Origin of the sequence: Alteromonas sp. B31-7 (genome assembly GCF_015767655.1) — a bacterium.
GTDB lineage: Bacteria > Pseudomonadota > Gammaproteobacteria > Enterobacterales > Alteromonadaceae > Alteromonas > Alteromonas australica.
Genome location: NZ_CP065233.1, coordinates 3,857,378 through 3,882,895 on the forward strand (window position 1 = coordinate 3,857,378; position 25,518 = coordinate 3,882,895).

General features: G+C 46.2%; 21 protein-coding genes. 4 read left to right on the top strand and 17 right to left on the bottom strand.

Features of this window, described 5'->3' with window-relative positions:
• Positions 1 to 4: 4 nt before the first annotated feature.
• The 11 genes from IUA53_RS16835 to IUA53_RS16885 all read right to left on the bottom strand — a co-directional run bounded on the left by IUA53_RS16835 (position 5) and on the right by IUA53_RS16885 (position 16,063).
• Positions 5 to 1,228, bottom strand: coding sequence for an alginate export family protein (locus tag IUA53_RS16835; RefSeq protein ID WP_044446142.1), 1,224 nt, complete (start codon positions 1,226 to 1,228; stop codon positions 5 to 7).
• Between the two features lie 145 nt (positions 1,229 to 1,373).
• The gene (locus IUA53_RS16840) at positions 1,374 to 2,240 is read right to left on the bottom strand and encodes an ABC transporter ATP-binding protein (RefSeq protein WP_044056004.1); all 867 of its coding nucleotides are present in this window, start codon (positions 2,238 to 2,240) and stop codon (positions 1,374 to 1,376) included.
• Between the two features lie 15 nt (positions 2,241 to 2,255).
• Complete coding sequence (locus tag IUA53_RS16845; protein WP_044056003.1) at positions 2,256 to 3,251, bottom strand: ABC transporter permease; 996 nt, start codon at positions 3,249 to 3,251, stop codon at positions 2,256 to 2,258.
• A 33-nt stretch (positions 3,252 to 3,284) separates the two neighbouring features.
• The gene (locus tag IUA53_RS16850; protein WP_375276771.1) at positions 3,285 to 4,613 is read right to left on the bottom strand and encodes a CmpA/NrtA family ABC transporter substrate-binding protein; all 1,329 of its coding nucleotides are present in this window, start codon (positions 4,611 to 4,613) and stop codon (positions 3,285 to 3,287) included.
• A gap of 483 nt (positions 4,614 to 5,096) precedes the next feature.
• Entirely contained in the window at positions 5,097 to 6,413 is a 1,317-nt protein-coding gene (locus IUA53_RS16855) for a methyl-accepting chemotaxis protein (RefSeq protein ID WP_196897471.1), read from the bottom strand.
• A 192-nt stretch (positions 6,414 to 6,605) separates the two neighbouring features.
• Positions 6,606 to 7,598, bottom strand: coding sequence for a glycosyl transferase family protein (locus IUA53_RS16860; protein ID WP_196897472.1), 993 nt, complete (start codon positions 7,596 to 7,598; stop codon positions 6,606 to 6,608).
• Positions 7,582 to 8,478, bottom strand: coding sequence for a uroporphyrinogen-III C-methyltransferase (gene cobA, locus IUA53_RS16865; protein ID WP_052806581.1), 897 nt, complete (start codon positions 8,476 to 8,478; stop codon positions 7,582 to 7,584). Before cobA ends, IUA53_RS16860 begins: the two co-directional genes overlap by 17 nt.
• Positions 8,479 to 8,497: 19 nt before the next feature.
• Positions 8,498 to 11,245, bottom strand: a complete 2,748-nt coding sequence (locus tag IUA53_RS16870; protein ID WP_231401179.1) for a nitrate reductase — start codon at positions 11,243 to 11,245, stop codon at positions 8,498 to 8,500.
• Between the two features lie 35 nt (positions 11,246 to 11,280).
• Complete coding sequence (gene nirD / locus IUA53_RS16875) at positions 11,281 to 11,637, bottom strand: nitrite reductase small subunit NirD (protein ID WP_156026794.1); 357 nt, start codon at positions 11,635 to 11,637, stop codon at positions 11,281 to 11,283.
• 15 nt (positions 11,638 to 11,652) lie between these two features.
• Entirely contained in the window at positions 11,653 to 14,202 is a 2,550-nt protein-coding gene (gene nirB, locus IUA53_RS16880) for a nitrite reductase large subunit NirB (RefSeq protein WP_044446140.1), read from the bottom strand.
• A gap of 295 nt (positions 14,203 to 14,497) precedes the next feature.
• A complete protein-coding gene (locus tag IUA53_RS16885; RefSeq protein WP_044446139.1) occupies positions 14,498 to 16,063 on the bottom strand; it encodes a SulP family inorganic anion transporter in 1,566 nt (521 codons plus the stop codon).
• A gap of 314 nt (positions 16,064 to 16,377) precedes the next feature.
• On the opposite strand from IUA53_RS16885, the gene IUA53_RS16890 reads away from it, so the two are divergent.
• Together IUA53_RS16890 and IUA53_RS16895 are read left to right on the top strand one after the other, a co-directional pair.
• Positions 16,378 to 16,665, top strand: coding sequence for a hypothetical protein (locus IUA53_RS16890; RefSeq protein ID WP_044055995.1), 288 nt, complete (start codon positions 16,378 to 16,380; stop codon positions 16,663 to 16,665).
• 283 nt (positions 16,666 to 16,948) lie between these two features.
• Positions 16,949 to 18,292: a nitrate regulatory protein gene (locus tag IUA53_RS16895; protein ID WP_044446138.1), complete on the top strand. Its 1,344-nt coding sequence runs from the start codon at positions 16,949 to 16,951 to the stop codon at positions 18,290 to 18,292.
• Here the strand turns inward: IUA53_RS16895 and IUA53_RS16900 are convergent.
• Genes IUA53_RS16900 through IUA53_RS16915 form a run of 4 tightly spaced genes read right to left on the bottom strand, consistent with a single transcriptional unit; the run spans position 18,275 to position 20,522 of the window.
• Complete coding sequence (locus IUA53_RS16900) at positions 18,275 to 18,850, bottom strand: nucleotidyltransferase family protein (RefSeq protein ID WP_044449286.1); 576 nt, start codon at positions 18,848 to 18,850, stop codon at positions 18,275 to 18,277. The two genes, IUA53_RS16895 and IUA53_RS16900, sit on opposite strands and share 18 nt — an antisense overlap.
• 20 nt (positions 18,851 to 18,870) lie before the next feature.
• Positions 18,871 to 19,542, bottom strand: a complete 672-nt coding sequence (locus tag IUA53_RS16905; protein ID WP_196897473.1) for a phosphatase PAP2 family protein — start codon at positions 19,540 to 19,542, stop codon at positions 18,871 to 18,873.
• Between the two features lie 25 nt (positions 19,543 to 19,567).
• Complete coding sequence (locus tag IUA53_RS16910; RefSeq protein ID WP_044055992.1) at positions 19,568 to 19,885, bottom strand: BolA family protein; 318 nt, start codon at positions 19,883 to 19,885, stop codon at positions 19,568 to 19,570.
• A gap of 7 nt (positions 19,886 to 19,892) precedes the next feature.
• Positions 19,893 to 20,522: an alpha-ketoglutarate-dependent dioxygenase AlkB family protein gene (locus IUA53_RS16915; protein ID WP_044055991.1), complete on the bottom strand. Its 630-nt coding sequence runs from the start codon at positions 20,520 to 20,522 to the stop codon at positions 19,893 to 19,895.
• Between the two features lie 29 nt (positions 20,523 to 20,551).
• Here IUA53_RS16915 and IUA53_RS16920 point away from each other — a divergent pair, with 29 nt between their 5' ends.
• The gene (locus IUA53_RS16920; protein ID WP_044446137.1) at positions 20,552 to 21,754 is read left to right on the top strand and encodes a methyltransferase; all 1,203 of its coding nucleotides are present in this window, start codon (positions 20,552 to 20,554) and stop codon (positions 21,752 to 21,754) included.
• 10 nt (positions 21,755 to 21,764) lie between these two features.
• The gene (locus IUA53_RS16925; RefSeq protein ID WP_044446136.1) at positions 21,765 to 22,373 is read left to right on the top strand and encodes a peptidylprolyl isomerase; all 609 of its coding nucleotides are present in this window, start codon (positions 21,765 to 21,767) and stop codon (positions 22,371 to 22,373) included.
• A 61-nt stretch (positions 22,374 to 22,434) separates the two neighbouring features.
• Here IUA53_RS16925 and IUA53_RS16930 read toward each other — a convergent pair whose 3' ends face one another.
• Together IUA53_RS16930 and IUA53_RS16935 are read right to left on the bottom strand one after the other, a co-directional pair.
• A complete protein-coding gene (locus IUA53_RS16930; protein WP_044446135.1) occupies positions 22,435 to 22,932 on the bottom strand; it encodes a GNAT family N-acetyltransferase in 498 nt (165 codons plus the stop codon).
• A gap of 133 nt (positions 22,933 to 23,065) precedes the next feature.
• The gene (locus IUA53_RS16935; RefSeq protein ID WP_196897474.1) at positions 23,066 to 25,480 is read right to left on the bottom strand and encodes a TonB-dependent receptor; all 2,415 of its coding nucleotides are present in this window, start codon (positions 25,478 to 25,480) and stop codon (positions 23,066 to 23,068) included.
• Positions 25,481 to 25,518 lie beyond the last annotated feature (38 nt).

Consider the following 25,518-nt stretch of genomic DNA (forward strand, 5'->3'; position numbering starts at 1 on the left):
AAGCTTAGAATTTTGTCCCCACCCAGACCCACAGTTTATCCGCATCCACTTTGATATCTTCAGCCGTGTAGTGACCATATTTGATACCGAAGTTGAAATGTTCCATCACTTTTGCAGTGTATTGCACGTTAATTTCGCTGCCTAAATCGTCAACACCTTCGGTACTCTCATCTGCGCTAAAGTTATGATAAGCCAATAACCATTTACCTTTGCCCAACTTCCCACTTAAAGAGAATGTTGTGTCGACTAAACCTTGCGCTGGAGTGGCAAGAAACTGATCGGTCCAGCCATTAAATTTGTGCAAAGTCGCAAGAGGGGTAGAGAAACCGTAAGCACCGTCGTCACTGCCTAACACTTCGTGGTCAATTTTCGCTGTAATACCTGAAACCGTTGCCGCTAAGTACGCATTCAAATAGTTAGCATCGTATTCGGTGGCAGTATCGCCAGACCCTGACTCACTGGTTTGGGAAGCGTATTCAGCGCCGTATCCCCAGCCTACGCTCTGTGTTTTATAGCTACCGCTATAGCGAATACCATAGGTATCTAAGCCATTGGCGGTATCATTATCAACTTCTAACAGGTACGCATAAGCGGTGAACTTACCCATTTTAGTTTTGAAATTAGCGTTGATCAGGTGATCTTTAGAATCAAAATCTGCAGCTTCTGCAAAGATACGATTACGTTGATTGAGGTAAGCATAAAATACATCCACGTTCTCACTGACTACGTATTTCGCGCTTACGCCATCAAACGTTTGACGGTCTTGACGCCAGCCCACATGGCCGATGAATCTATGATTGTCCAATGCGATAACTTGGCGGCCTGCTTTTAAGGTCAAACCTTCATTCTTGTATTGTAGAAATGCTTGATCTACTTCGGTGGTTTCAGGGTCTGCAATCACCGAATACTCGCCTACATTATAGCCTGTAGGTCCCACAGTATAATCGCCCTGCCCCATAACAATTCGGCTGTCTTCTACTTCTGCAGTAAATGAAAACCCATTTAAACTGCCTGTTTGAAAGCCCAAGCGTGTCCTTAGTGTTAACGCGCTGGCATCGTCTAAGGCATTATCTTGATCAACACCTTCATAGCGCAAGTTTAAGTCTGCCCATGCTTTGGAATTGCTAAGTATGTCGTACCAATCTTCATCAGCCATCGCTGAAACACTCAACGATGACAATACCGCTGTACTGACTAACGCCAGTGTGAACCTCTTTTGATTTTTCATTATGCGTTCCCTTATCGAACTAAACTCTTTCTTAAATGTGAGTTTCAAATAGTGATTTTTAGGTAAAGGGCTCCCTTCCTGGTGTAAAACCAAGAAAACGTTCCTTTTACAATTAACGTATTTAAATCAGATTACGGCGTACAGCTTAGGCAGCATCTGAACTGTTTGAAGCTTTTGATTCAGACGTCTCCTTTTCCTTATTGGCTTTAATATGTGGCGAGACAGGCTCAATTTTTTTTTGTTTATCATACAAAAAGGTGAGCACTTCATGACGATAGTGGTTGTATTCAGGATTATCCGCCAGCGCAAGACGTTCACGTGGGCGTGGCAGTTCAACGTTGAGTATTTCACCAATGGTGGCCGCTGGGCCATTGTTCATCATCACGATACGATCGGATAACAAAACGGCTTCGTCCACGTCATGGGTAATCATAATCACTGTGTTACCCAAATTTGCATGAATTTCCATAAGCGCATCCTGCAAATGTGCACGTGTAAGTGCGTCAAGCGCCCCAAAGGGTTCATCCATAAGTAACACTTTAGGTTGCATAGACAGTGCCCTGGCAATACCGACTCTTTGCTTCATGCCACCAGAGATTTCACTGGGCAATTTGTCTAAGGCATGGGTCATATGAACGAGTTCAAGGTTGTGCATGACCCAATCACGCATTTCCTGTTTCGATTTTCCACGCATAGCGTGTTTTACCGCTAACTCAACATTTTTATACACGCTTAACCAAGGCAGCAATGAATGATTTTGAAACACGACTGCACGCTCAGGCCCCGGAGAGTTCACCTCCGCACCATCGAGGATAACGCCTCCGGTAGTGGCTGTATGCAAGCCCGCGACAATATTCAGTACGGTGGATTTACCACAACCTGAGTGGCCAATAAGAGAAACAAATTCACCTTTCGCTATTTTAAGGTTAACGTCGGTGAGCGCAGTAAACGGGCCCTTTGGTGTAGGAAAGTCAATCCCTACTTGGGTTAGCTCTAGATGTTTAGGTTGCATATGTGTCTCCTTTGACTAGCGTAATACGCTGGTTTTGTCCCAGCTTACGAATCGCTGTATCGATAACATGGCTCTATCTAACACAAAGCCGATAGCCCCAATAGTGAGCACTGCCACCATAATTCGAGCCAGTGACTCTGAACTACCATTTTGGAACTCATCCCAGACGAACTTCCCTAACCCAGGGTTTTGCGCCAACATTTCTGCCGCAATCAATACCATCCAACCTATGCCTAACGACAAGCGCAAACCGGTGAAAATCATAGGGATGGACGATGGCAATACAATTTTCGTGAGATGGGAAAACGGTGTTAAGCGAAGTACTTTACTCACGTTTATAAGGTCACTATCGATACTGGATACACCAACGGCTGTATTAATAAGCGTCGGCCATAAGCAGCAGAGTGATACGGTAAATGCTGAGGTAACAAACGACTTCGAAAAGGCGGGGTCATCACTGACATACAAGGCACTCACGACCATAGTGACTAAGGGCAGCCACGCAAGCGGGGAAACCGGCTTGAACAGCTGAATAAGCGGGTTAATCGCAGTATAAGCTGACTTACTTAAACCACACACTATACCTAACGGCACAGCAATGATAGACGCGATAAAGAACCCCACCATCACGGTATACAAACTTGTCCATATTTGGTCAATGAAAGTAGGTGCGCCGGTGAAGTCTCTCACTTTAGGTTCATAGCTTGGATCTTGTGCCACTCTTGCCGCATTACGCTGCGCTTGTCGCTCGTAAAATGCATCCGCTTTTTCGCGCTGTGCGTTGTGCTCATCAATCAATACACCCGCTTGTTCCCATACCTGAGCAGGACCAGGGAACTGCCCTAAAGACGTATCAATGGATTTCGCCACACCATTCCACACCGCTAAAAACATCAGCAGTCCAATCAATGGCAACAACAATACCGGTGCTGATTGATACACTTTAGCGAGTGCCCCGCCAGAGGGGGCTCTGGTAGGGGACACACTGAGGATATTTGCCATTTTGCTCATAAATTTCTCCATGAATACCTGTGGATGTTTGGATTACAGTACCGTTTCGCCTTTCAAGCCAATGTTAAACTGCTCTAAATAAGCGTTGGGTTTTGAACCATCGTAAGTGACGTCGTCGATAAACTCGCTTTGCGGTGGTTTAAACCCTGTTTCTGTATCGAATTCTGGGAAGTCTGCCGCATCGGCTTTGCCTTCAGCGATAAGGGCTTTCGCCGCCACCGCATAAATTTCAGGCTTGTACACTTTGCGCGCAATGTCCTTGTACCAGTCGTCTGACTTAGGTTCAGAAATTTGCCCCCAACGACGCATTTGCGTTAAGTACCAGATGGCATCACTGTAATAAGGGAAGGTAGCGTTATAACGGAAGAACACGTTGAAATCAGGCACCTCGCGTTTGTCGCCTTTTTCGTATTCGAAAGTACCTGTCATACTGTTAGCCAGTACTTCTTCATCCGCACCTACATACGTGCTTTTAGCAAGAATTTTTACTGCTTCAGGACGATTGGCATTGTTGTTTTCATCTAACCACATGGCGGCTCTAATAAGCGCTTTAACCACTCGGATATGCGTATTAGGGTATTTATCCGCCCAAGCCTGGCTTACGCCAAATACTTTCTCTGGGTTGTTTTTCCAAATTTCGTAATCGGTGATCACTGGCACACCAATACCTTTAAATACCGCCTGCTGGTTCCATGGCTCACCTACGCAATACCCGTAAATGGTGCCGGCTTCCATCGTGGCTGGCATTTGTGGTGGTGGCGTAACCGACAGTAGCGCTTGAGCATCTATTTGCCCAGAGGTATCACCTTTATGAGGTGCATAGTAACCAGGATGAATACCACCTGCTGCTAACCAATATCTAAGTTCATAGTTGTGAGTAGAGACAGGAAATACCATCCCCATTTTAAATGGCTTACCCGCTTCGCGGTATTCATCCACAACAGGTTTTAGGTAATCTGCTTTAATAGGATGTACTGGTTTACCCTCTTTTACGGGAATATGGGCTTTCATTTTGTCCCAAATTTCGTTGGAGACAGTGATACCATTACCGTTTAAGTCCATACTAAATGCAGTGACAACGTGGGACTCCGTACCAAACCCTATTGTTGCGCCTAGTGGCTGTCCAGCCAACATATGCGCACCATCTAATTGCCCGTCGATAACACGGTCAAGCAACACTTTCCAATTCGCTTGTGCTTCCAGTGTTACGTACAGTCCTTCATCTTCGAAGAAGCCTTTTTCATAGGCAATGGCAAGGGGTGCCATATCGGTTAGTTTAATAAAACCGAATTTAAGTTCTTCTTTCTCTGGCCACCCCACGCTTTCTTCGCTTTGCGCAAGGCTTAGGGGAGCACTGACCATGAGCGTCAGGGCGAGTACTTTCGTCAGTGTTTTGGGTACATTTTTTAACAGCGAGCTAGTTTTTAACGTAAACATTTGCGTTCCTCGAACCAAAAAAAAACCCACCAGCGAATAATGGATTAGCATTATTTGCTGGTGGGCTTCGTTGCCATGCCTGTTATGTCACCTCGCGATGAGAAACAAGCGACTGTATTGTTATATGAAGAGGATTCCTTCTCTTCCTTGCATACCTCTGAAGATGTACGCGATATATTCCAAGCGTTTCTTATTTTTATTATCACTCAATGTCATATTATGCATTGAACGAGTTACATTTATAAAAAGCACTGATCATGCCAAAAGTTTAACCTTATGAAATTACTAAACTTTTGACTTTACCCCCTTCAGGCCACAAAAGAGACTGAACAAAAAAAGTGCAAACCATGCACTAGATAAGCACGTTTTTGTGCATAACGAGCGAGACCTTGGAACGTCAAGCGGCCGCTATAACCTTTGGGTAAATTGACCGATGGCATTTACCACTTCTGTGGCGCCTTTCTCAATATCACTCATCACTTTGCCTGACTCTGTTGAGTACTCTAGGGCTTCACGCGCTTTTTCTTGTCCTGCCTCAATAAGCTGTACGGCATTTTCTGTGAGCTTTCTGTTCTCTACCACTACGTTAACAATCTCTTCTGTCGCACTGCTGGTGCGTGAAGCGAGTTGGCGAACTTCATCGGCAACCACTGCAAATCCTCGACCTTGATCCCCAGCACGCGCGGCCTCAATAGCGGCATTTAAAGCCAGTAAATTAGTCTGGTCAGCAATACCACTTATACTTTGCACCAAATCAGCCACTTTTTGAGATTGCTCGTCTAATTCTTTAATTCCACTGCTCGCCTTCCCGGTTTCCTCTGTGAGTTCTCCCATAATGCGAACCGTGTTATCTAACACTTGATTGCCATTTTTTGCGTGCTCGCCGGTTTCTTTTGAAATACTAAAAGCGACGTTAGCTGCCTCAGAAATAGCAAATTCCCTTTGCATCTGTTCAGTAATCACAGTGGCAAATTTCACCACTTTGTACAGTTTTCCGTATTCGTCTCTAATGGGATTGTATGAGGCCTCAAGCCAAACCTCATTCCCGCGACTGTCCACCCGTTTAAAGCGATCTGAATACATTTTACCTTGGCTCAGATCTTGCCAAAACCTTTTGTATTCGGGAGATTCAGCGTCTTCGGCACTACAGAATATTCGATGATGTTTACCGACAATCTGTGACTCGCTATAGCCCATGGTAGAAAGAAAGTTATGGTTGGCTTTCAATATATTTCCGTTTAAATCAAATTCGATAACGGCCGAGGCATTGTGAAGCGCTGCTAGCATGTCTTTCATTTCATGGCTTTTGGTGATGTCTTTGGTCTGTTCTGCCATGTAAATGGCAAACTGGATCACGTTGTCCTTCTGCCCCTCAATGGGCTGTAAAATACCGCGAAACCATAATTCCTCGCCGTTGGCGTGAAGAAAGTTCATCATACCATGCCAATGATCGCCATCTTTTATGGCCTTCAACATACGCTTTACGCCATCATGTTGGGTAAGATGCTGTGGAATTAAAGAAGATAAACTTTTGCCTTGTAACTGGGGTAATCCATAGCCTGATACTGTTGAGAAGCCATCATTAATATCAGTAATTTGCCCTTGAGGGTTAAGGGCAATGTGTAACATTTCTTCCCGCAACTCATCTTGTACCGTCAAAAAGGCAGCCAGCTCCTTTTTTAAACGTGCATTTTCTGCTTCTAGTTCTTTGTTTTTAAAAAACATCTCTTGCTCCTAATATCACAGCACCCTGCTCGCCTATGTTTGTGTTGAAATGGAAAATTAAGTAGATCAGGCGAGGAATAACACATTACGTATGTAGTGCATTAAAGATAGCAGAGGATTTTCACATGTCCTGTTTTGACCACGAAAAACAAAAAAAGCCGGTCAAAACCGGCTTTCTGAAAAATGATTGGGCTAACCGCTGAAGGGGAATTGTGTTGCTTCCCGTTGATTCCATAACTCGAGAGCCAGCGCTATACCTCGCTCGACGCTAATATCTTCCAACAGGACTAAGTAACTTGCTAAGGTTGCGATAACCGCTTGTTGTCCATAAGCGTGTTGAATTTCACCTCGCCAGAATTTGAGCATATCGTTGACATCCATTGCGGTATCTTTCAATGCCCACTTTTGCGTTTGTGCTGGCAGGATAATTTCTTGAGTTTGTCCGCTTCGGGTAATAAATAGCTCGGTGTCTCGCTCGCTGTTTACCTCAGGATCTCCCCCATCGCCACGAAAGCAAAGTGCATCGAACTCGGGAAACGCTTCATTCACACGACAATGTTTATGATCAAGGTGCATATGATAAACACCTTGTACGCAACATTTGGCCAAGGTGGGATTCAATAGCCTTGCTAAGGTATTCGCACATGAGCGCAAACCAAAAAACTCGCGTAATTTGATCAGTTTATTAAGCGGGCTGAGTAAATGCGACAAGTCCAGGTAGGTTACGCCAACCTGTGCTAATTGTGATTTTGCGTGAGGTATATCTGTTGCCGGAGGTAAACCTAAGAGGGGCAGCGCTTTGCTGGCGTACAAACGGCCTGAACCCGGCTCGTGCGCGCCGTGTAGCATAACGGTGTAGCCTTTTCGTGCTAATAGCGCCACCGCCAATAAATACCAAGGTAATTGCCTGCGTTTACCTGCGTAACACCCTATATCGATTTGTGGAGTAAGGGTTGATAAATCAGGCGCTAGCAGTTCCCTACACGCGTCTATAAACCCAATCACCTCTTCGGGCGTTTCTTCACGGGTTCGCAGCAACATTAAAAAAGCCCCTCGTTGCTCGCCCGTGACTTTATCAGCTAACACCATTTTCATCGCGTGGTAAGCTTCTTCCCGCGTTAAACTTCGGCTACCTTTTTGGCCCTTGCCAATTATTTTAATATATTCGCTAAATTGCTGTGACATTGAGATTCGATTGAAGCAGAGATAATGAAACGTCTTGTCTCGACTCTACCACTTTTCCAAATACAAGTAACGTCGGACCTTGAAGGTTTGCTGTCTTAACCTGCTGTGAAATGGTTTCAAGGGTGCCGGTCATCGTTTGTTGATTGGCGCACGTCGCATTTTCAATAACTGCCACCGGCCATTGTGCACTTAGCCCCGCGGCGATTAATCGCTCAGATAACAGTGCTAGCCGACTTAACCCCATATACACCACGACCGTTTGCTGCTGCATAGTGGCACAAAGGCGCTGCATATCAGGCCAGGTCTTAGGATCGCTAAAATGTGCGGTGATAAAACTGACGGCTTGGGCGCAGCGTCTGTCGGTTAAAGGGATGCCCGTGTAGGCCGACATACCGGATGCGGCTGTAATACCAGGGATAATAGCAAATTCGACGCCGGCTTGAGCGAGCGCGGTGGTTTCCTCGCAGGTACGCGCAAACAGCGCTGGGTCACCGCCTTTCAGCCGTACTACGTTGACACCTTGCTGAGCAAGTAACACTACTTTTTGACAAATTTCCTGTTGAGTCATGCTGTGCTTGCCACAGCGTTTACCAACAAATTCTCGTTTTACGTGGTGAGGGATCACCGCCAATACTTCTTTACTAACCAGGGCATCAAACAAAACCACATCAGCGCTTTGAATAGCATTGACCGCTTTAACCGTAAGTAACTCTGCATCCCCTGGTCCTGCCCCAACAATAAAGACATGACCATACTCAGAGCGATTAGCTCCAGAGCGGCTAAAAGATGATAAATAACGTGAAAATACCTCTTTTAACTCCACTGAAGTATCAATGGTTGCTTTTAAAAAACAATGACAACGATGCGTGAGTGTTTGCATGTGAATGCCTCCTATTTAATTAGGCTGTTTCAACAGAGGGGATTTCAAGGGAAGCAAAAGCGTTAAGCATTTCGCTCAGTCGAGGCTTACAAGAACCACAATTGGTGCCACACTTTAATCGCTCACCCAACTCATCCACCGTTTGGCATCCAGCTTCAATCGCTTCACTGATGGTCTTTTCTCTCACATTAAAGCAACTACAAACCTGTGCTCCTTTTGTGAAGGCATCGTCCACACGGCCATGAAGCAAATTGGATAAGGTGTCGTTAGTGAGCGCTGAGTTGAGTAAGCTATCAATCCACCCCATTGGCAGTAGCCAATCCGGTGATTGACTAGGACATACCTGGCCAAGGGAGACGAAGGCACACACGGTATCGTTATGAACACCGACTAGGCAGACGCCTGAGGTATTTTTGTGTTGGTATATTACCCAATCTTTGGGTAAACGGGTTAAAAGGTGTGATAACCACTGTGAAATATCAAGGTGACTTGCCACTGACCAGCTGACGCCATGTGCCGTTTGAGTTTTGGCCCAGTAATCTCCCCAGCTATCGCCTAAACGCTGCGCATCTTGTTCTCTTATGCACACTTGCCCGAAACTCTTAAATGAGGTTGGCACCAGGTTAACCGCGGCATGCTTTAACTCGGGTTGGCCAGAAATAGCATCTGTCGCCGGAGCATAAAGCTTTGCGAGCTTGCTGTGGGAACCCCAAACTCCGGACCAGTGAATGGGAATAAAAAGCTCTCCCCGTCTGATACCCTCATCAATACTTACAGGGAAAATACACGGGGTTTCTCCACTGACTTCACTGCTTAAACTCACATAAGCCTTTGAGGAAAGCTGCAGGGCTTGTGCGTCCATTGGATGCATAGACACGCTTGCGTGTGGCATATGCGCATGTAATTTAGCGGCCTTCCCTGTACGTGTCATGGTATGCCAATGGTCTCTAGAGCGGCCGCTGTTAAGCACAAATGGAAAGCTAGCGGTGGTGACTTGTTGGGGTAACTGAGGCGTCACTGCAATACATTTCGCCTTACCGTTGTCCGTTGGAAAGGTTAACGAAGTAAAGGGGCGAATAGTTTGTACACTTCCATCAGAGCGCCTTTCAAGAGGCCATTGTACAGGGCTGAAGTTGTCGTATTCCTGTTGAGTCATGCCAACCAAAGCGGCTAAATTCAGCAATTTTTCATCGTCATTTTCGTAAGCAGTAAGACGCGCAAATTCATCAAAAATTTGGTAAGGATGAGAATAATCAAAGGCATCTTCAAACCCCATTTTTTTGGCAACATCGCACATAATTTGCCAATCGTGACGCGCCTCTTTGGGGGGAGGAAGTATGCCTCTTTGACGAGACATTCTTCGCTCTGAATTTGTCACCATCCCATCTTTTTCTGACCACCCGGTTGCAGGCAAAGCAATATGTGCAAAATCGAGGGTATCATTTTTATTGACAATATCTGACACCACCACGGTTTCACATCGGCGAAGGGCATTTTCCACTTGTTCTCGGTGTGGCATACTCACCACGGGGTTTGTGCCCATTATCCACACAAACTTCACTTTACCTGATGCCATAGCATCAAATAGATCCACCGCCTTAAGGCCTTGGTGTTCACAAATATGCGGCGCGTTCCAAAACGATTTGACACTGGCCCGGTGCTTGGGGTTTTCTATGTCTCTGTGAGCCGCAAGCATATTTGCTAATCCGCCCACCTCTCTTCCCCCCATGGCATTAGGTTGGCCGGTAATAGAAAATGGCCCCGCCCCTTCTCGACCTATCTGCTCCAGTGCTAGGTGACAATTGATGATGGCATTTGCTTTGTCTACGCCAAAGGCCGATTGATTGATGCCCATTGAGTAAAACGTAATCACGCGCTCAGCGTCACAAAACCACCTATAGAAGGTGTGTAAATCGTTAGCGTTTACATCGCTATATTGGCTAACGCTATCTATGTCCATGTCGTTAGCAGCCGCCACAGCGTCATCCAGTCCATCGGCAAAGGCATGTACGCGGTTTGCGTCAATGCTGCCATTGGTGTGAGCAAAGTTAAGCAACCCATTAAACACCGCCACGTCTGTACCTGGCTTAAGCGGTAAATGCAAATCTGCAAGGGTACAAGTTTCTGTTTTACGCGGATCTAGCACCACCACTTTCATGTTGGGATTACGCAATTTCGCCCGTTGAATTCGTTGAAATAACACAGGGTGGGCCCATGCGGTGTTGCTACCAGTAAGCACCAGCAATTCAGTGCTCTCTAAGTCGGTATATTGACAAGGCACCACATCTTCACCAAATGCGCGCTTATATGCCGCTACTGCTGAGGACATGCACAAGCGAGAATTGGTGTCTATGTTGGCACTACCAATAAAGCCTTTCATTAGCTTATTGGCAATATAATAGTCTTCTGTCAGGAGCTGACCCGAGACATAAAAAGCAACGGCATCCGCGCCATACTGCGCTACGGTCTGTGTTATTTTGTCGGCAATCAGGCGCGTTGCTGTGTCCCATTCCACCTTTTCCCCTGCTATGGTTGGATGGAGCAAACGCCCGCCAAGGCTGTTTGTTTCTAGCAGGTTTGTACCTTTCACACATAAGCGACCGTGATTGGCCGGATGCTCGGGCGTACCACAAATCTTGTCCAGGGATACGACACGCCCATTTACGTTGCAACTGATATCCACACCGCAGCCCACACCACAGTAAGGGCAGGTAGATTGCCTTAGTTGTTCTGTCGATGTATTCGCTTGGTAGGTGGGTGTGGCCATATTCATCCTATTTCACTTCGCAATCTTATTTGGAATTATTCAACGGCAACAAAAATACGGTCACCGTCTCGCTTCACTTTATATGCCAGCACGCTGACGTCATCCCGCTCTAGACAGCGCCCCGTCACTAATGAGTAATGCTCTTTATACAGCGGTGAGGCTACGACAATTTCATCGCCAATAGAGCCAAGTAAACCGCGGTAAAGTACATTTGCTTTCCCTACGGGATCCCAATTGCTAATCGCGTAGATTTGCTGCTCACCCTTGATAGTGAGTGAAAAAATGGCAATTTGTTGTTCGCCGATGAGGGCACATACGCCACTATTGTTCACTAAATCGTCTAGCCCGCAGACATCATGCCACTGAGCGGCAAGTTGTGTTGTTGCTGTCATCATCTTCTCCCGGAATTAAATTACGTCCACTGGAATCGCTTTATTCGTACCTAGCTTTTTTTCCATTTCTGTTGCCGGTCGAACTTGTCCACGCTCTTCAACGAATTGAATATTGGCATCTGCAGCTTTGCTATTTACAAACTGACGGAAACGCTTGCGTGATGCTTCATCTTCAATAGTGGTTTTCCACTCGCACTGATAGTTTGCTACCAAGCTATTCATTTGTGCTTCAAGTTCATCGTTGAGATTCAACGAATCATTTATCACCACATCTTGAAGGTATGCCAAGCCACCTTCTAAATTGTCCATCCAAACTGAGGTACGTTGGAGTCGATCGGCAGTACGCACGTAGAACATCAAGACTCTGTCGATATAACGTACTAGGGTTTCAGTATCTAAATCGGTGGCAAACAAGTCGCCATGACGAGGCTTCATACCGCCGTTACCACACACATATAAATTCCAGCCATTCTCGGTGGCGATAACACCAATATCTTTGCTTTGCGCTTCTGCGCATTCACGGGTACAACCAGAGACCGCAAATTTGATTTTATGTGGCGCGCGCAATCCCTTGTAACGGTTTTCTAAATCAATAGCGGTTTTTACTGAGTCTTGAACACCGTATCGACACCAAGTACTGCCTACACAGGATTTCACTGTTCGCAGCGCTTTCGCGTAGGCATGGCCCGTTTCGAATCCACCGGCCACTAAGGTTTCCCAAATTTCAGGTAATTGCTCCACCCGCGCCCCAAAAAGGTCGATACGTTGGCCACCGGTTATTTTTGTATAGAGGTTATATTGCTTGGCGACCTCACCCAGAAGAATGAGTTTTTCTGGGGTAATTTCGCCGCCAGCCACCCTTGGTACAATGGAGTAAGTCCCGTCTTTTTGCATGTTACCAAGGTAAATATCGTTGGTATCTTGCAGGGGGAGGTGCTCTTGTTTAAGAATATAGTCGTTGTACACAGAGGCCAGAATTGAGCCCACGGCAGGTTTACAAATCTCGCAGCCTAATCCTTTGCCATGACCTTCAAGCAACTGCTCAAACGAGGTAATGCCATTCACTTTAACAATGTGAAAAAGCTCTTGTCGGGTATGATTGAAGTGCTCACAAATAGCTTTAGACACTTCAACACCGCGCTTTTCAAGCTCACTGTCTACGACATTTTTCAGCAATGCAGTGCATCCGCCACAGCCGGTGCTTGCTTTCGTTGCGCCTTTCACATCCCCTAAGCTACAGCAACCCCCATCAATTGCAGTGACAATGTCGCTTTTGGCTACGTTATGACACGAACAAATCGTGGCGGTATCAGGCAATGCATCTGCCCCTAGCGCAGGTGCGGCATCGCTACTTGGGAGGATAAGGCTTTCTGGCTGTTCGGGCAGTTCAATTCCGTTTAAGGCATACTGCAACAACGTGTCGTAATCACTGGTGTCACCCACAAGTACAGCACCTAACACTTGCTTTTGCTCAGCATCGACCACTAATTTTTTATACACACCTTCCGGTTGATTAAAGTAGGTGTAACTTTGCGCCCCCTCTGTTCGCTCGTGAGCATCACCAATAGAGCCAACCTCTACACCCATTAACTTTAATTTGGTGCTCATATCTGCGCCGGTAAAGCGTGTATCGCCACCGGTCAAATGACTGACGGCGGCGCGTGCCATAGTATAACCAGGCGCGACTAAGCCAAAAATACGGTTTTGCCACAAGGCACATTCACCAATGGCGTAGATATCGGGATCTGAGGTTAGGCAGCTATCGTCAATGACGATGCCCCCACGTTCACCTAGCGCCAAATTGGCTTTTTTGCCCAACTGGTCGGAAGGACGAATACCTGCAGAAAACAGGATCATGTCCGTTTCTAAATAAGTATCGTCGGCAAACACCATACGGTATCGCGCCTGCTCGCCACTCTCAATGACCTGAGTGGCTTTTTGGGTATGCACAGTCACCCCTAAACCTTCAATCTTGTCCTTGAGGACTTGACCGCCAGTAACATCAAGTTGCACGGCCATGAGCTGAGGTGCAAATTCCACCACGTGGGTATCTAAACCGGCTTCTTTCAAAGCATTTGCAGCTTCTAATCCCAGTAGACCGCCACCTACAACAACCCCTGTTTTACTTTCTCTGGCAGAAGCTTCTATTGCCTCTAAATCGTCAATGGTTCGGTAAACCAAACAGTGGGGTTGGTTGTTGCCTGGAATAGGAGGAACAAAGGGGTACGAACCCGTTGCCAAAATGAGTTTGTCGTACACATAGGCCTGACCTTCAGAGGTTAATACCTTTTTTTCATCACGGAGAATGTCGGTTACCATGGCGTTCGTAACGAAATTCACTCCCCACTCTGTATAAGTAGCAGCATCAGTTAATGCAAGGTCTTCTGCACTGGCACCACTGAAATAAGAGGACAGATGAACACGGTCATAGGCCAAGCGCGACTCGCCGCACAACACGGTAATTTGAGCATTTTCGTTGGCCTGATGTAACTGCTCAACAAAGTGGTGACCCACCATGCCGTTACCAACAACAAGAATTCGTTCTTTCGAAGCCAGAGATGTCATGGTCTCTCCTCTTTTTTCATCGCAAAAAAAAGCCCGCTCCAACTAACGTTGGAGCGGGCTTCGTTGCCTATCTACTGTTATGACCATTCACGTAATCACAACACACACATTGTTTTGAGCAAATTGCTCGACACACATTCACACTTTCACTAAATACGTATCCAAAAACGATGCCATATTAGTAGGCGCTTAATTTATCGAGGTTTTTTCGCTTATTCGCAAATGACACTAGCCTTTAGTGCACCATGGAAAGGCAAAAATGCCTTTCCATGGTGCGAACAAGAGCGGGCTTCCCTTAAGCAAGTTTGTCTGTGGCTACACGATAGCGAGGGTCTTCACTCACGTTGATTTCAACAAATTTATCCGCTTTGCGAAGTAAGCTTCGGCACTCGTCACTAATATGACGAATGTGTAGCTTCTTACCTTGTAGCTCATATTTATCAGCCAAGGTATCCAATGCATCTATACCTGAAGAGTCCCATATACGTGACTCTTTAAAGTCGATAACCACGTCTTGGGGATCGTTGGCTATATCAAACAAATCCTTAAAGTGAGTCACTGATCCGAAGAATAATGGCCCTTCAAGGTCGTAGACTTTCCAACCATCTTTATCGATATGGCTTTTCACTTCGATGTGACGTGCATGCTTCCAAGCGAAAACAAGCGCTGACACGATGACCCCCACGACCACCGCAATGGCAAGGTCAGCAATAACAGTCACGCCGGTGACTAAAAACAGAACGAAGGCATCTTCTTTGTTAACACCTCGAATAATGCGAAATGAAGCCCATTCGAAAGTGGCAATAACCACTACAAACATCACACCTACCAAGGCAGCCAAAGGAATCATTTCAATAAGTGGCGCAGCAAACAATATAAACCCGAGCAAAACTAACGCCGCTGTAATACCAGAAAGTCGACCACGACCACCTGAATTAATATTGATCATGCTCTGCCCAATCATGGCACAACCGCCCATGCCGCCAAAGAAACCATTTACTGTATTAGCAACGCCCTGACCCACACATTCTTTGTTGCCTCGACCCCGTGTATCTGTCATTTCATCAATAAGTGACAACGTAAGAAGCGACTCAATTAAGCCCACCAAGCAGAGAATGACTGAGGTAGGTAGAATAATCATTAGGGTGTCCCAATTGAACGGCACCATAGGGATAGCAAAACTAGGCAACTCACCCGCTAAGGTGGCACTGGCTTTTTGTTCAGCAGGTAATAAATCGCGAACGAAATCAATCACAGTACGAGCCTCTAAATCTAAGCCGTGCACCAGTGCTGTGACAGTAATAATCGCCACCAAGGAAGCCGGTACAGCGGTGGTCAGCTTAGGCAGCAAGTAAATAATTGCCATGGTTAGTGCCACCAAACCTAGCATCCAATGAAGCATAGTGCCTTGCATCCAGCTAAGTTCGCCAGCGGCGTTAATGACTTTAAATTGTCCTAACTGGGCAAGAAAGATAACGATGGCTAACCCATTCACGAAGCCTAGCATGACGGGGTAGGGCACAAGTCGAATAAACTTACCCAACCTGAACACGCCACACAGTATCTGGAGTAAACCGGCAAGGATGACCGCAGCGAAAAGGTACTGCACGCCATGCTGAGCAACCAGGGCTACCATGACCACCGCCATTGCACCTGTGGCCCCTGAAATCATTCCAGGACGTCCACCAATTGCTGACGTAATCAAGCCCATCATAAAGGCGGCATAGAGGCCTATCATAGGCTCAACACCTGCAACAAAGGCAAAGGCCACTGCTTCTGGTACCAATGCTAACGCAACGGTAATGCCAGAGAGCACGTCATTTTTAACATTGCTATCGCGACTCGTAATTAAATCAAACATGTTTTCTCAGGAGTTAAAATAATTAATATAGGCATGCTACGCTGTGCTTGCAGACAAGCAGCACTAAGTAAGCACGTAGAAAGTGGTGGCGATTCTATCACCATTTTGGCTTAAAATCTTTTAATAGAATGTTAAAGGGCACCAACCTAAAGCACACTCTATGACGATGAAAGCGTAGAATAAATTACCTAAGTAAGCTGACATTCATAGTAATACATGGCATCGTTACTTTTTTGCTAGTGTCGTCGTGTCAGGTGTTTATTTTTTGTCTAACGGCCAACGCTGAATCTTAATTAACGTGTTAAGGAGTGTATGTGGTCCCTTATATATTGACCCTTTTGTGTGTATTGGTTGCAGGCGCCATACACTGGACTGCCCCCAAGTCTTATTGGAAAGCCACCTTTATGTCCACTGGCGTCATTCTGTTATTCTCAATCGCCGCATTATTCATCTTTCAAGCCTCTGGCATGCTGATCAGTGAAGAAACCGGCGAAAACGCTAATTTTTCTGGCAAACTTCCCACTATAACGCTGCTTATGGCATTTTTCGGCTTTTTGATTTCCCTCTTTGTTGGCTGGTTTTTAAGAGTAGTAAGACAGTAGCGCAAGGCAGAGGTATTTCTGCTAGGAAGGGTCGTGCCGCACCAAAATGGCGCAAACAGAGACTATCAATGTCTCTCATTGCTTCTCCACACTGCGACAAGATTTAAAGAAATACATTTAAATTCAGCAATCTAGCTCATTTTATGCAAGAGGCAAAAAGTGGGCATAGCCATTGCTTTTCTTATGTTATTCACTCAAATTTTATGCATACGGATAGTGAGCTTACGTGAGACGGCGCACACGCCCGGTATAAGCTCATCTATTAGGGTGTAAACACTGAATCATGCCTACCGATACCCAAACTGCACATGCCGATAATTTAAGCGATGCAACCAAGCGCTTTTTATTAGCTGCCAAGCATGCTGAAATTAACGTGCTAGAACAGTTATCCAGCAACTGCCGTATTGTTATTGCCGTGAAAAATGTCGTGCATGCTCTGCAAAAAGAGCGGGGAGCCAGTAACATTTACCTTGCATCGAAAGGTACCCGTTTCGTTGAGCAAAGAGACACTCATATTGCGCACGCAAAAGACGCTGAATCCATATTACGCAGCCAGCTTAAATCGCTATTTCTAACTCAAGATAGAGTCAACGCTAACCCGCGCCTGTTAAGCAGCATCACGTTAGCCCTTCAAGGCATCGACTATTTGCCGGTGTTGAGAGAAAAGGTGTCGGGCTTAACATTATCAGCCCTAGAGTCTACTCGTGCATATTGTCGGTTAGTGGCTGGGTTACTTACCGTGATATTTGAAGCTGCGGATATTGCCAGTGATCCCACTATCACTCGCACCCTCGTGGCACTGTTTAACTTTATGCAGGGCAAAGAGTATGCGGGCCAAGAAAGGGCCTGGGGGGCCATTGGTTTTGCCGAAACTCATTTTGATAAACGTTTATGTGAAAAACTATGCACGCTCCAACAAGCGCAATTGCACCACTTCTCTGTATTTCAAGAATTCGCCGCCGCCAAGCAAACCGCCTTACTAAATAAATTAAACGATAGCCCTGCGGCGCATGATATTAACCAGCTACGAAAAATGATTGCGCAATTGGCCGATGGTAGCCCTATTGCACCTGAAATTAGTGAAGTGTGGTTCGACGTTGCCACTCGCCGCATCGATGCCATGCAAGAAATTGAAAATACCCTCACCGAAGGGTTAATTAACGAGGCGAGACACAAAGTCACGAACGCCCAAAATGAAATGAAAAACCATCAGCGTCTCATTAGTAGTTTTTCTGATGAGTATGTGCCAGAAGGCTCCCCATTAACGTTGTTGTTTGACCCCAGCATGCCTGGGCTAGTGGAAGATCATGATGCACATCCCCACCCTACGCTAGACGGACAAACTGAAACGCTATCGGCACATCGCTCGTTTTATGATTTATTGCGAGGGCAGGCACAATACATCGAAGATATGACCCGTGAGCTAGAGGAAGCCAAGCGCGCCATCACAGAACATAAGCTTATTGATAGAGCGAAATTAATTCTAATGCAGCAATTTAAAATCAGTGAACACGAGGCCTATCGACGATTGCAAAAACAAGCCATGAATGAAAATACCACTTTGCCTTCCATCGCGAATAAAGTGGTAGAGATAGCGCAGAAAGCGGCGTCACCCCGAAAGGGTTAAAAAAGGCCAGAGGGTCAACCAGCCTTTGTCGTTCACTCTTTGACGAAATACGCTGGGTCTGGGGTATTGCGGATTAATACTTAGCGTACCTGAAAAATTCGCATCTATACCGTAAGGCGCAAGAATATCGCATTTTCCCTCATCGGTTAATCTTACCGCCACGCAGGTTTCTCGCTCTATCCAATACGACAAAGCTTCTTCACAGTTTTTATAGGCAGCATGACCATGCTTAAGGTGCATACGCGCTTGATTTCTTACCTGCCAGTTAGCTTCAGGAACCCTACGGCTAAGTTGTGTTTCCAATAAGCGTTCTGTTTCTTTGCGTGTATCCTTTACATCAAAATAGATAACGTCAATATCGTTAAGCGGTGAACTATGAGTGAAGTTTGAACGATGCTCAGGTAACAGGCTGTCCCAAATGCAATTACGTAAAAAGCCAGCACCGATATAACCTTGGGGAAGTTGAAGAGACTGCAGGGCCAGTAAGCACCGCCAGCGAAACGGGTCTGCCTTTAGCAATAACCCAATACGCGCATTATATTCATTTGACCCTGCCAATGTTAATGCTGCCTTACCCTTTACTGATGGCGAATACGCAGTTTTCGCTGCCACTTTAGAATATAAAAGCAAAATGCCACAAAGGCACCACCACCTAACCATCCCGCCAGCACATCGGTAGGCCAATGTACGCCCAAAAATACCCGACTAATCCCCACAAAAAAGGTAAGTAAACCAGCCACCATGTACACCCATATTTTGACTGAGATCTGCGTGGTCGATTTAGCAAAAAGGCGAGCAATATAAAAATACACTATAGTAGACATCATTGCATGGGCAGAGGGAAAGCTTTGCGTGTATACGTCTACCTGGTGTTGAGCCAGCGGTGGACGGCCGCGACTTATTCCATACTTTAACGCAAAGGTTAACGCTAACCCCGCAATAACGGCAAATACCAGGGTACTCGCTTGTTTAGTATAGCCTTGAAATTTAAGTCCTAATGCCGCTACAAAAGCAATAAACAACAACACACTGTTGCTACCCATGGCGGTAGCATCCCTCAGTATATCCTGCTGCCACTCAGCCAACGGGTACTGTGATAAGGCGCCATGAAGCTGGGTATCGAATGGCGTTAATACTCCCATTGTCTCAAACAGCATAAGTAACAAAAAACCACCGCCTAATAGCACGACTTGCACCGTGGGGGTTTCAAGAATTTGAAAGTAGGCCTTAAAGGTACTTTTCACTTCCATGTTTGTATCTGCTCCATATAAAGGGTTAATCGCGTTTACTGCCACCAAGGCACGCAGGGGAATTCGCCGCTTGACCGCCGCGCGCTTCCCACTCTTGTGGCGTATAAGTATGCAACGCCAATGCGTGTACCGGGCCTTTAAGGGCCTCATCGGCCAACGCATTTACTTGGCGATGACGAGCAATCAAGCGCTTACCTTCAAATTCGTCTGACACCACTGTCACCTTAAAATGACTTTGCGCGCCGTCGGGGACACTGTGCATAAAGCTTTCGTCGCGGATATCTAAATAGACCGGGTGCAACGCCTCTTTTAGTGCAGACGTTAAAAAATCTTGTACATTCATGGTTAACTCAATCAGGCAAAATTAACTGTCGATACGTGAGGTTGATTCTATCACCGATTGGTTTTGTCGTCTTTGCAATACCATGAAAATAATGGTGTTGTGTACTACCTGACATCACTAACAAGCTTCCGTGTTCCAACACTTGAACATGGCGCGCTTTTGTTTCTTTGTGCTTAAAAACAAACGGCCTGGCTTCACCCAAGGTTACCGACGCAATCGTGGGCGCGGGACCAAGCTCTGGTTCGTCGTCGGCGTGCATACTCATGCTATCTTGACCATCTCGATACCAATTTGCCAGTACGCTATTAAAGTGTGCGCCAACTTCGGCCGAACATAAGTCACGAATAGCGGCCAATTCCTTGGTCCATGGCGCGGGGGAAAGGGACAAACCTGAATAGGTGTAGTGACAATTGGCATCCCCGTGCCACGACTGTAATCGAGGAATTGGGATAGACTTACCAAACATACGTAGACTGTCTTGGCGCCATGGCAACGACTCGACGAGCCGCTTCTTGTAAAGGTTGGCTTGCTCTGTGGTAAGCCATTGCGGATAATAGCGCACGTGGGCTTCTGGTAACGGAAGCGTGAACGGTGACTTCACTGCTTTTTCTGTACCGGAAAAAAGGGGTAGTTGCATAATGACCCGACAACCTTAGAAAGAATTAAATGAACACAGAATTTATTCTGGCCGACCGCCAGTTTACCTTAATTCGCTATCCCGAAAAGCACCAACATGTGAGTTTACAAGCATGGGACAGTGCCGACGAGCTACTCATTTCTCATGTGGACGATTTAGTGAGCGAGCAATCACTAACCGGAAACATGCTCATTTTCAATGACGACTTTGGTGCTCTTGGTTGTTGGTTTACGCAACATAACCCTATTTGGATTTCAGATTCTTTCATTGCGTTAAAAAGCCTAGGTGAAAACTTAAAAGCCAACCAATTGAACCCCGTCATTGATGATAACGACAAAATAAGCGCACCGGTAAGATCACTCACCAGTGTGGAAAGCCTTACGCTAGACACACATTTAGCGCCTGACATCATATTAATCAAAGTTCCTCGCACTTTGGCGCTGTTAGAACAACAGCTTATCGATATTAGAAAGGTGGCCACACCGGATACTCAGATTATCGCTGCAGGCAAAGTAAAATCTATCACTAAATCTGTTTTAGCACTGTTTGAAAATATACTGGGGCCAACCACAACGTCGCTGGCTAAGAAGAAGTCTCGTCTCATCTTCTGCCAAGTGTCGCCGGCACTTCGCCCAAAAACCAATGATTACCCTAGCCGGTGGACTTGCACATTGCCCACCGGCAAAACAGTGCAACTGAATAACCATGCCAATGTATTCTCTCGTCAATCGCTAGATATTGGTGCCCGCGTACTTTTGCCTCACATGACAGTGAGCAGCAATGATGTGGTCGTAGACTTAGGCTGCGGCAATGGCGTATTAGGGTTACAGGCACTGGCGATGGCACCGGATTGTAGAGTGTTTTTTGTGGATGAATCTTACATGGCTGTGGAAAGCGCCCGCTTAAATGTCTTAGAAAATTTCCCAGACAAAATAGATCAGTGTGAATTTGTGGCCAGTAACTGTCTTGAAGCCTTGCTAAACAAAAAGCCCACACCTGAAATCACTAAAGTGTTCTGCAACCCGCCGTTTCATCAGCAAAATGCGATTACCGATCATATTGCGTGGCAGATGTTTCAAGATGCCCGAGAATGCTTGGTGAAAAGTGGTCACCTTATTGTTGTAGGTAACAGACACCTTGAATATCACATAAAACTTAAACGCCTATTCGGCGGTGCTAAGGTGATAGCAAGTGACAATAAATTCGTAGTACTAGGCACAGCAAAACGTTAAAGGACTTATTATGTTAAAAACATTTGCCTCCATTTTTTTTGTATTGAGTGTGGCAGTGACCAGCCTTGCCCATGCGGCAAATAAATCCGATGGTTCACATATTCAACCTGACAACTATTATCCTCGGGTTAAGATTGAAACCTCCATGGGTGATATTGTTGTAGAACTTGATAGGCGTCGCGCGCCAATTACTGTCAATAACTTTCTACGGTACGTAGATAAACGCAGTTATGAAGACACCATTTTTCATCGTATTGTGCCTGGGTTTGTTGTACAAGGCGGCGGTTACACCACTGATTTTGAAGGGAAGTCGAACTTTCCTGCTATTTTTAACGAATCGGGTAATGGGTTAACTAATGACTTACACACCATTGCCATGGCTCGCCAAAATGATCCTCATACCGCAAACCGTCAGTTTTTCTTCAACGTTAACGATAACGAAAGCCTGAACCCCGGGCGAGATTGGGGCTACGCGGTTTTTGGCCTCATCGTGGAAGGGGAAGATGTGGTAGATGCCATGTCAGAAGTAGAAACAGAGTACTCATTGGTGCTAAATGCGAACAACGTGCCTATTGAGCCCATTGTGATAAAGAAAGTGACGGTACTCCCACCACTTTAATCACTCCTTTGCGAGGTGCACATAGGTGGCCTCGCTGAACACCTGCAGATATAAAGGTTTACTAAAACTTAAGCCAATACAAATGCTGAACATCAAAGCCTTTATCTGCATAAAAACCGTGCTTGTGAAACCCCAAACTCACCAGTAATTGCTGTGACGCGACATTGTGTGGGTGGGTCATGGCGGTAAGAAAATCAAAACCTTGTTGCTTCGCCCACGCCATCACGCCTTGGCAGGCTTCATTTGCCACGCCTTTTCCTCGTCCTTCTGGCAGTAATGCAAATCCTAAATCTGGGCAGCGAAAAGAAAACCGATTAAACAAACCACATACCCCTAGAGGGTTACCCGTAGACTGACATTCCACAGCACACAAACCATATCCCCACTCATCTCGTTGGGCATTGGTACGCGCAATGTAATCACATGCATCTTGTAAGGTGAAGATTGATTTACAGCCAATAAATTTAAGCCATAGGGGGTCTCGATTTAGGGTGAGGATCCAGTGCTTATCATCTAATGAAAGCGGGCGTAAACGTAATCGAGGGGTAACAATGTTCATACCATTTGAGCCGAGAGACAAGGACGCTACTGATAATACCTGTCACGCCCGGGTATGTTCAAACCAGCAGTCGCACAAACTCAACAAAATGACGCATTGGCAGCAACGCTGCCAATGCGTCGAGGTAGGATTTTTAGAATAACGCTCTTACACCAAAGGTGATATTTCTGCCCGGAAGCGGCGCCTTGTCCTTCAAAAAGGAGGTGTGAACACGTGCCTCTTCATCGGTAAGGTTGCTGCCTTTAGCGAACAGTACCCAATCAACACCCTGGCCAGATATCTCATACTGCACATTGGCATTAACCAGCGTATAGCCGTCGGTCGTGGTTTCGTATGAAGCCACATCGGTTTGGTCGTCATACCACGTAAAACCGACATCGGCAGTTAAGCCGTCATTGACATAGCTTAGTTCACTGCCAAATCGCATAGGCGGCGTGCGAGGTAAATTGTCGTCCTCCACTTCAGCATTAATATAATCACTAAAAACGGTTAAACGGAAAGCGTCGTTTAAATCGACATAAGCTTCAGCTTCTACGCCCCAAATATCAGCATCGGCTTGTTGGAAGTAATACACAGGGGTTGTATCTTCGTCACTGTGATCCTCTTCCAACTCGGCGTCATCTTCATCATGTTCTTCATGCTCGGTTAACGCGAGCAAGCCCGTGTTCGACTGGAAGATATAATCATCGGCTTGGTTATAAAAGAAGGAAACACTGTAGCCCCAGTCGCCGGTAAACTTACGGAAAGTAACGTCTAAGTTTGTGCTTACTTCCTCATTTACATCCCTTAATTCATCTTCAATATGGCCTTCGTCGTCCATATCAAACACTAGGCCTACTTCGTAACTTTCGGTCGCTAAATGCTGGCCCGCCGAAAATAGCTCTTGCTGACTCGGCGCTCGCTCGCTCCGTGATAGGGTAACAGCAACAGACTGACCATCGGTATATTCCCAATTCACACCCGCTGACAAAGATAAACTGGTGAAGTCATACTCAGGGAAACTAAACTCGGTCCCATGCTCTTCTCCATCATGGTCTTCCTCGTCGTGCTCGTCCTCTTCATGCTCTTCTTCATCTTCATGGAAAATATCTAACTCTACGTCACTGTCTTGTGCATCATAAGCGGTATTTTCTAGCCGGCCACCAAGCTCGAATGTGAGGTCTCCGACTTTTTTCTGCTCCACAACATAAAAAGCGTAATTGGTGCTGGTGTTAGCAGGGGTAAAAGCTTCTTCGCCTTCAGCAGCATAATCACTATGAGCAAACTGCATGCCGAACACGCCATGCCAGCCCTGCACTTCTTCATGATAAAGCGAGACTCGGATATCACTTGATTCATTAGAGAAAACGGTGGCGGGTTCACCATCTTCTATTTCTGTATGCTCATAGTCCGTGTATGAACCGGCAAACTTAATATTCGTTAATCCTTCCATTGGTGAATGCCATTCACCTGCCGCTTGGTAGCGGGTCATATCTACGTCAAGAGACACGCCTTCTTCATCTTCGTGCTCTTCGTGTTCTTCTTCATGCTCGTGGCTGTGACCCGGTACACCGTATTCGTTGTCTAATTGTTCAACCGCAAAGCCAAAGTACCCTTCATCTGCCACATAGGAAATGCCCGCGACAAGATTAGAGGTCTCCATTTGGCTGTCTTCCAATACTCCTTTTTCTTCGTCTTCATCTGGGTCTACGGAGGCATAACCAGGAATATCCGCGTTTTCGGTGTCGCGATAGTATCCATCTAGGTGCCAAACGATATTGCCGCTGCCACCTGTTACATCACCGCGGGTATACTTACCCTCATTTACAGTGCTGTAACTCACTTCAGCCTCACCTTCTACACCGTCGACGTGGTACTGTGGAATACGTTTATCAACAATATTCACCACTCCACCAATAGCGCCACTACCGTATTGTAGGGTTGCTGGGCCGCGCAATACTTCAATTTGGGTTGCACTCGCCGTGCTTGAAGCGACATTGTGATCTGGACCTACACGGGAAACATCAGACACATCTAACCCGTTTTGAACAATCTTAACTCGTGGGCCATCGTTGCCACGAATAATCGGGCTACTCGAGACAGGCCCGAAATAGGTACTGTGCACACCTGCGGTGTTTTTGAGTGTTTCACCTAAAGTGGGTGCTTCAATTTTACGAAGTTTATCAGCGCTGATAACCGTGACCGGAGTCACTGACTCTAATACCGACGAGTTTAATGCGGTCGCAGTCACGACGATGTTTTCAACCGAGGCTGGGCTCAGTATAAAGTTAACCGTTTGATCGCCCTGGATGTCGCCTAAGTCATTATCGCCGTGGATAAACTGGGGTGAAAACACATGAAGATGGACATGAGGTTGTGCGACGCCCTCAAATCGATAGACACCATTTTCATCGGTCATCGCTACGCGACGTGTGCCTTCAATTTTCACTTCAGCACCCGCTACAGGGTTCCCCGCAGGATCAGTCACTTTTCCCGAGATGGTTGTGGCAAGGACAGGCGTACTTAATAACGCTGCTATAGACAAGCTTAGCAGTGAACGCATCTTCATGTGGTTTCCTTTTTTAAAAGAGAATGTTGTTATTAGCT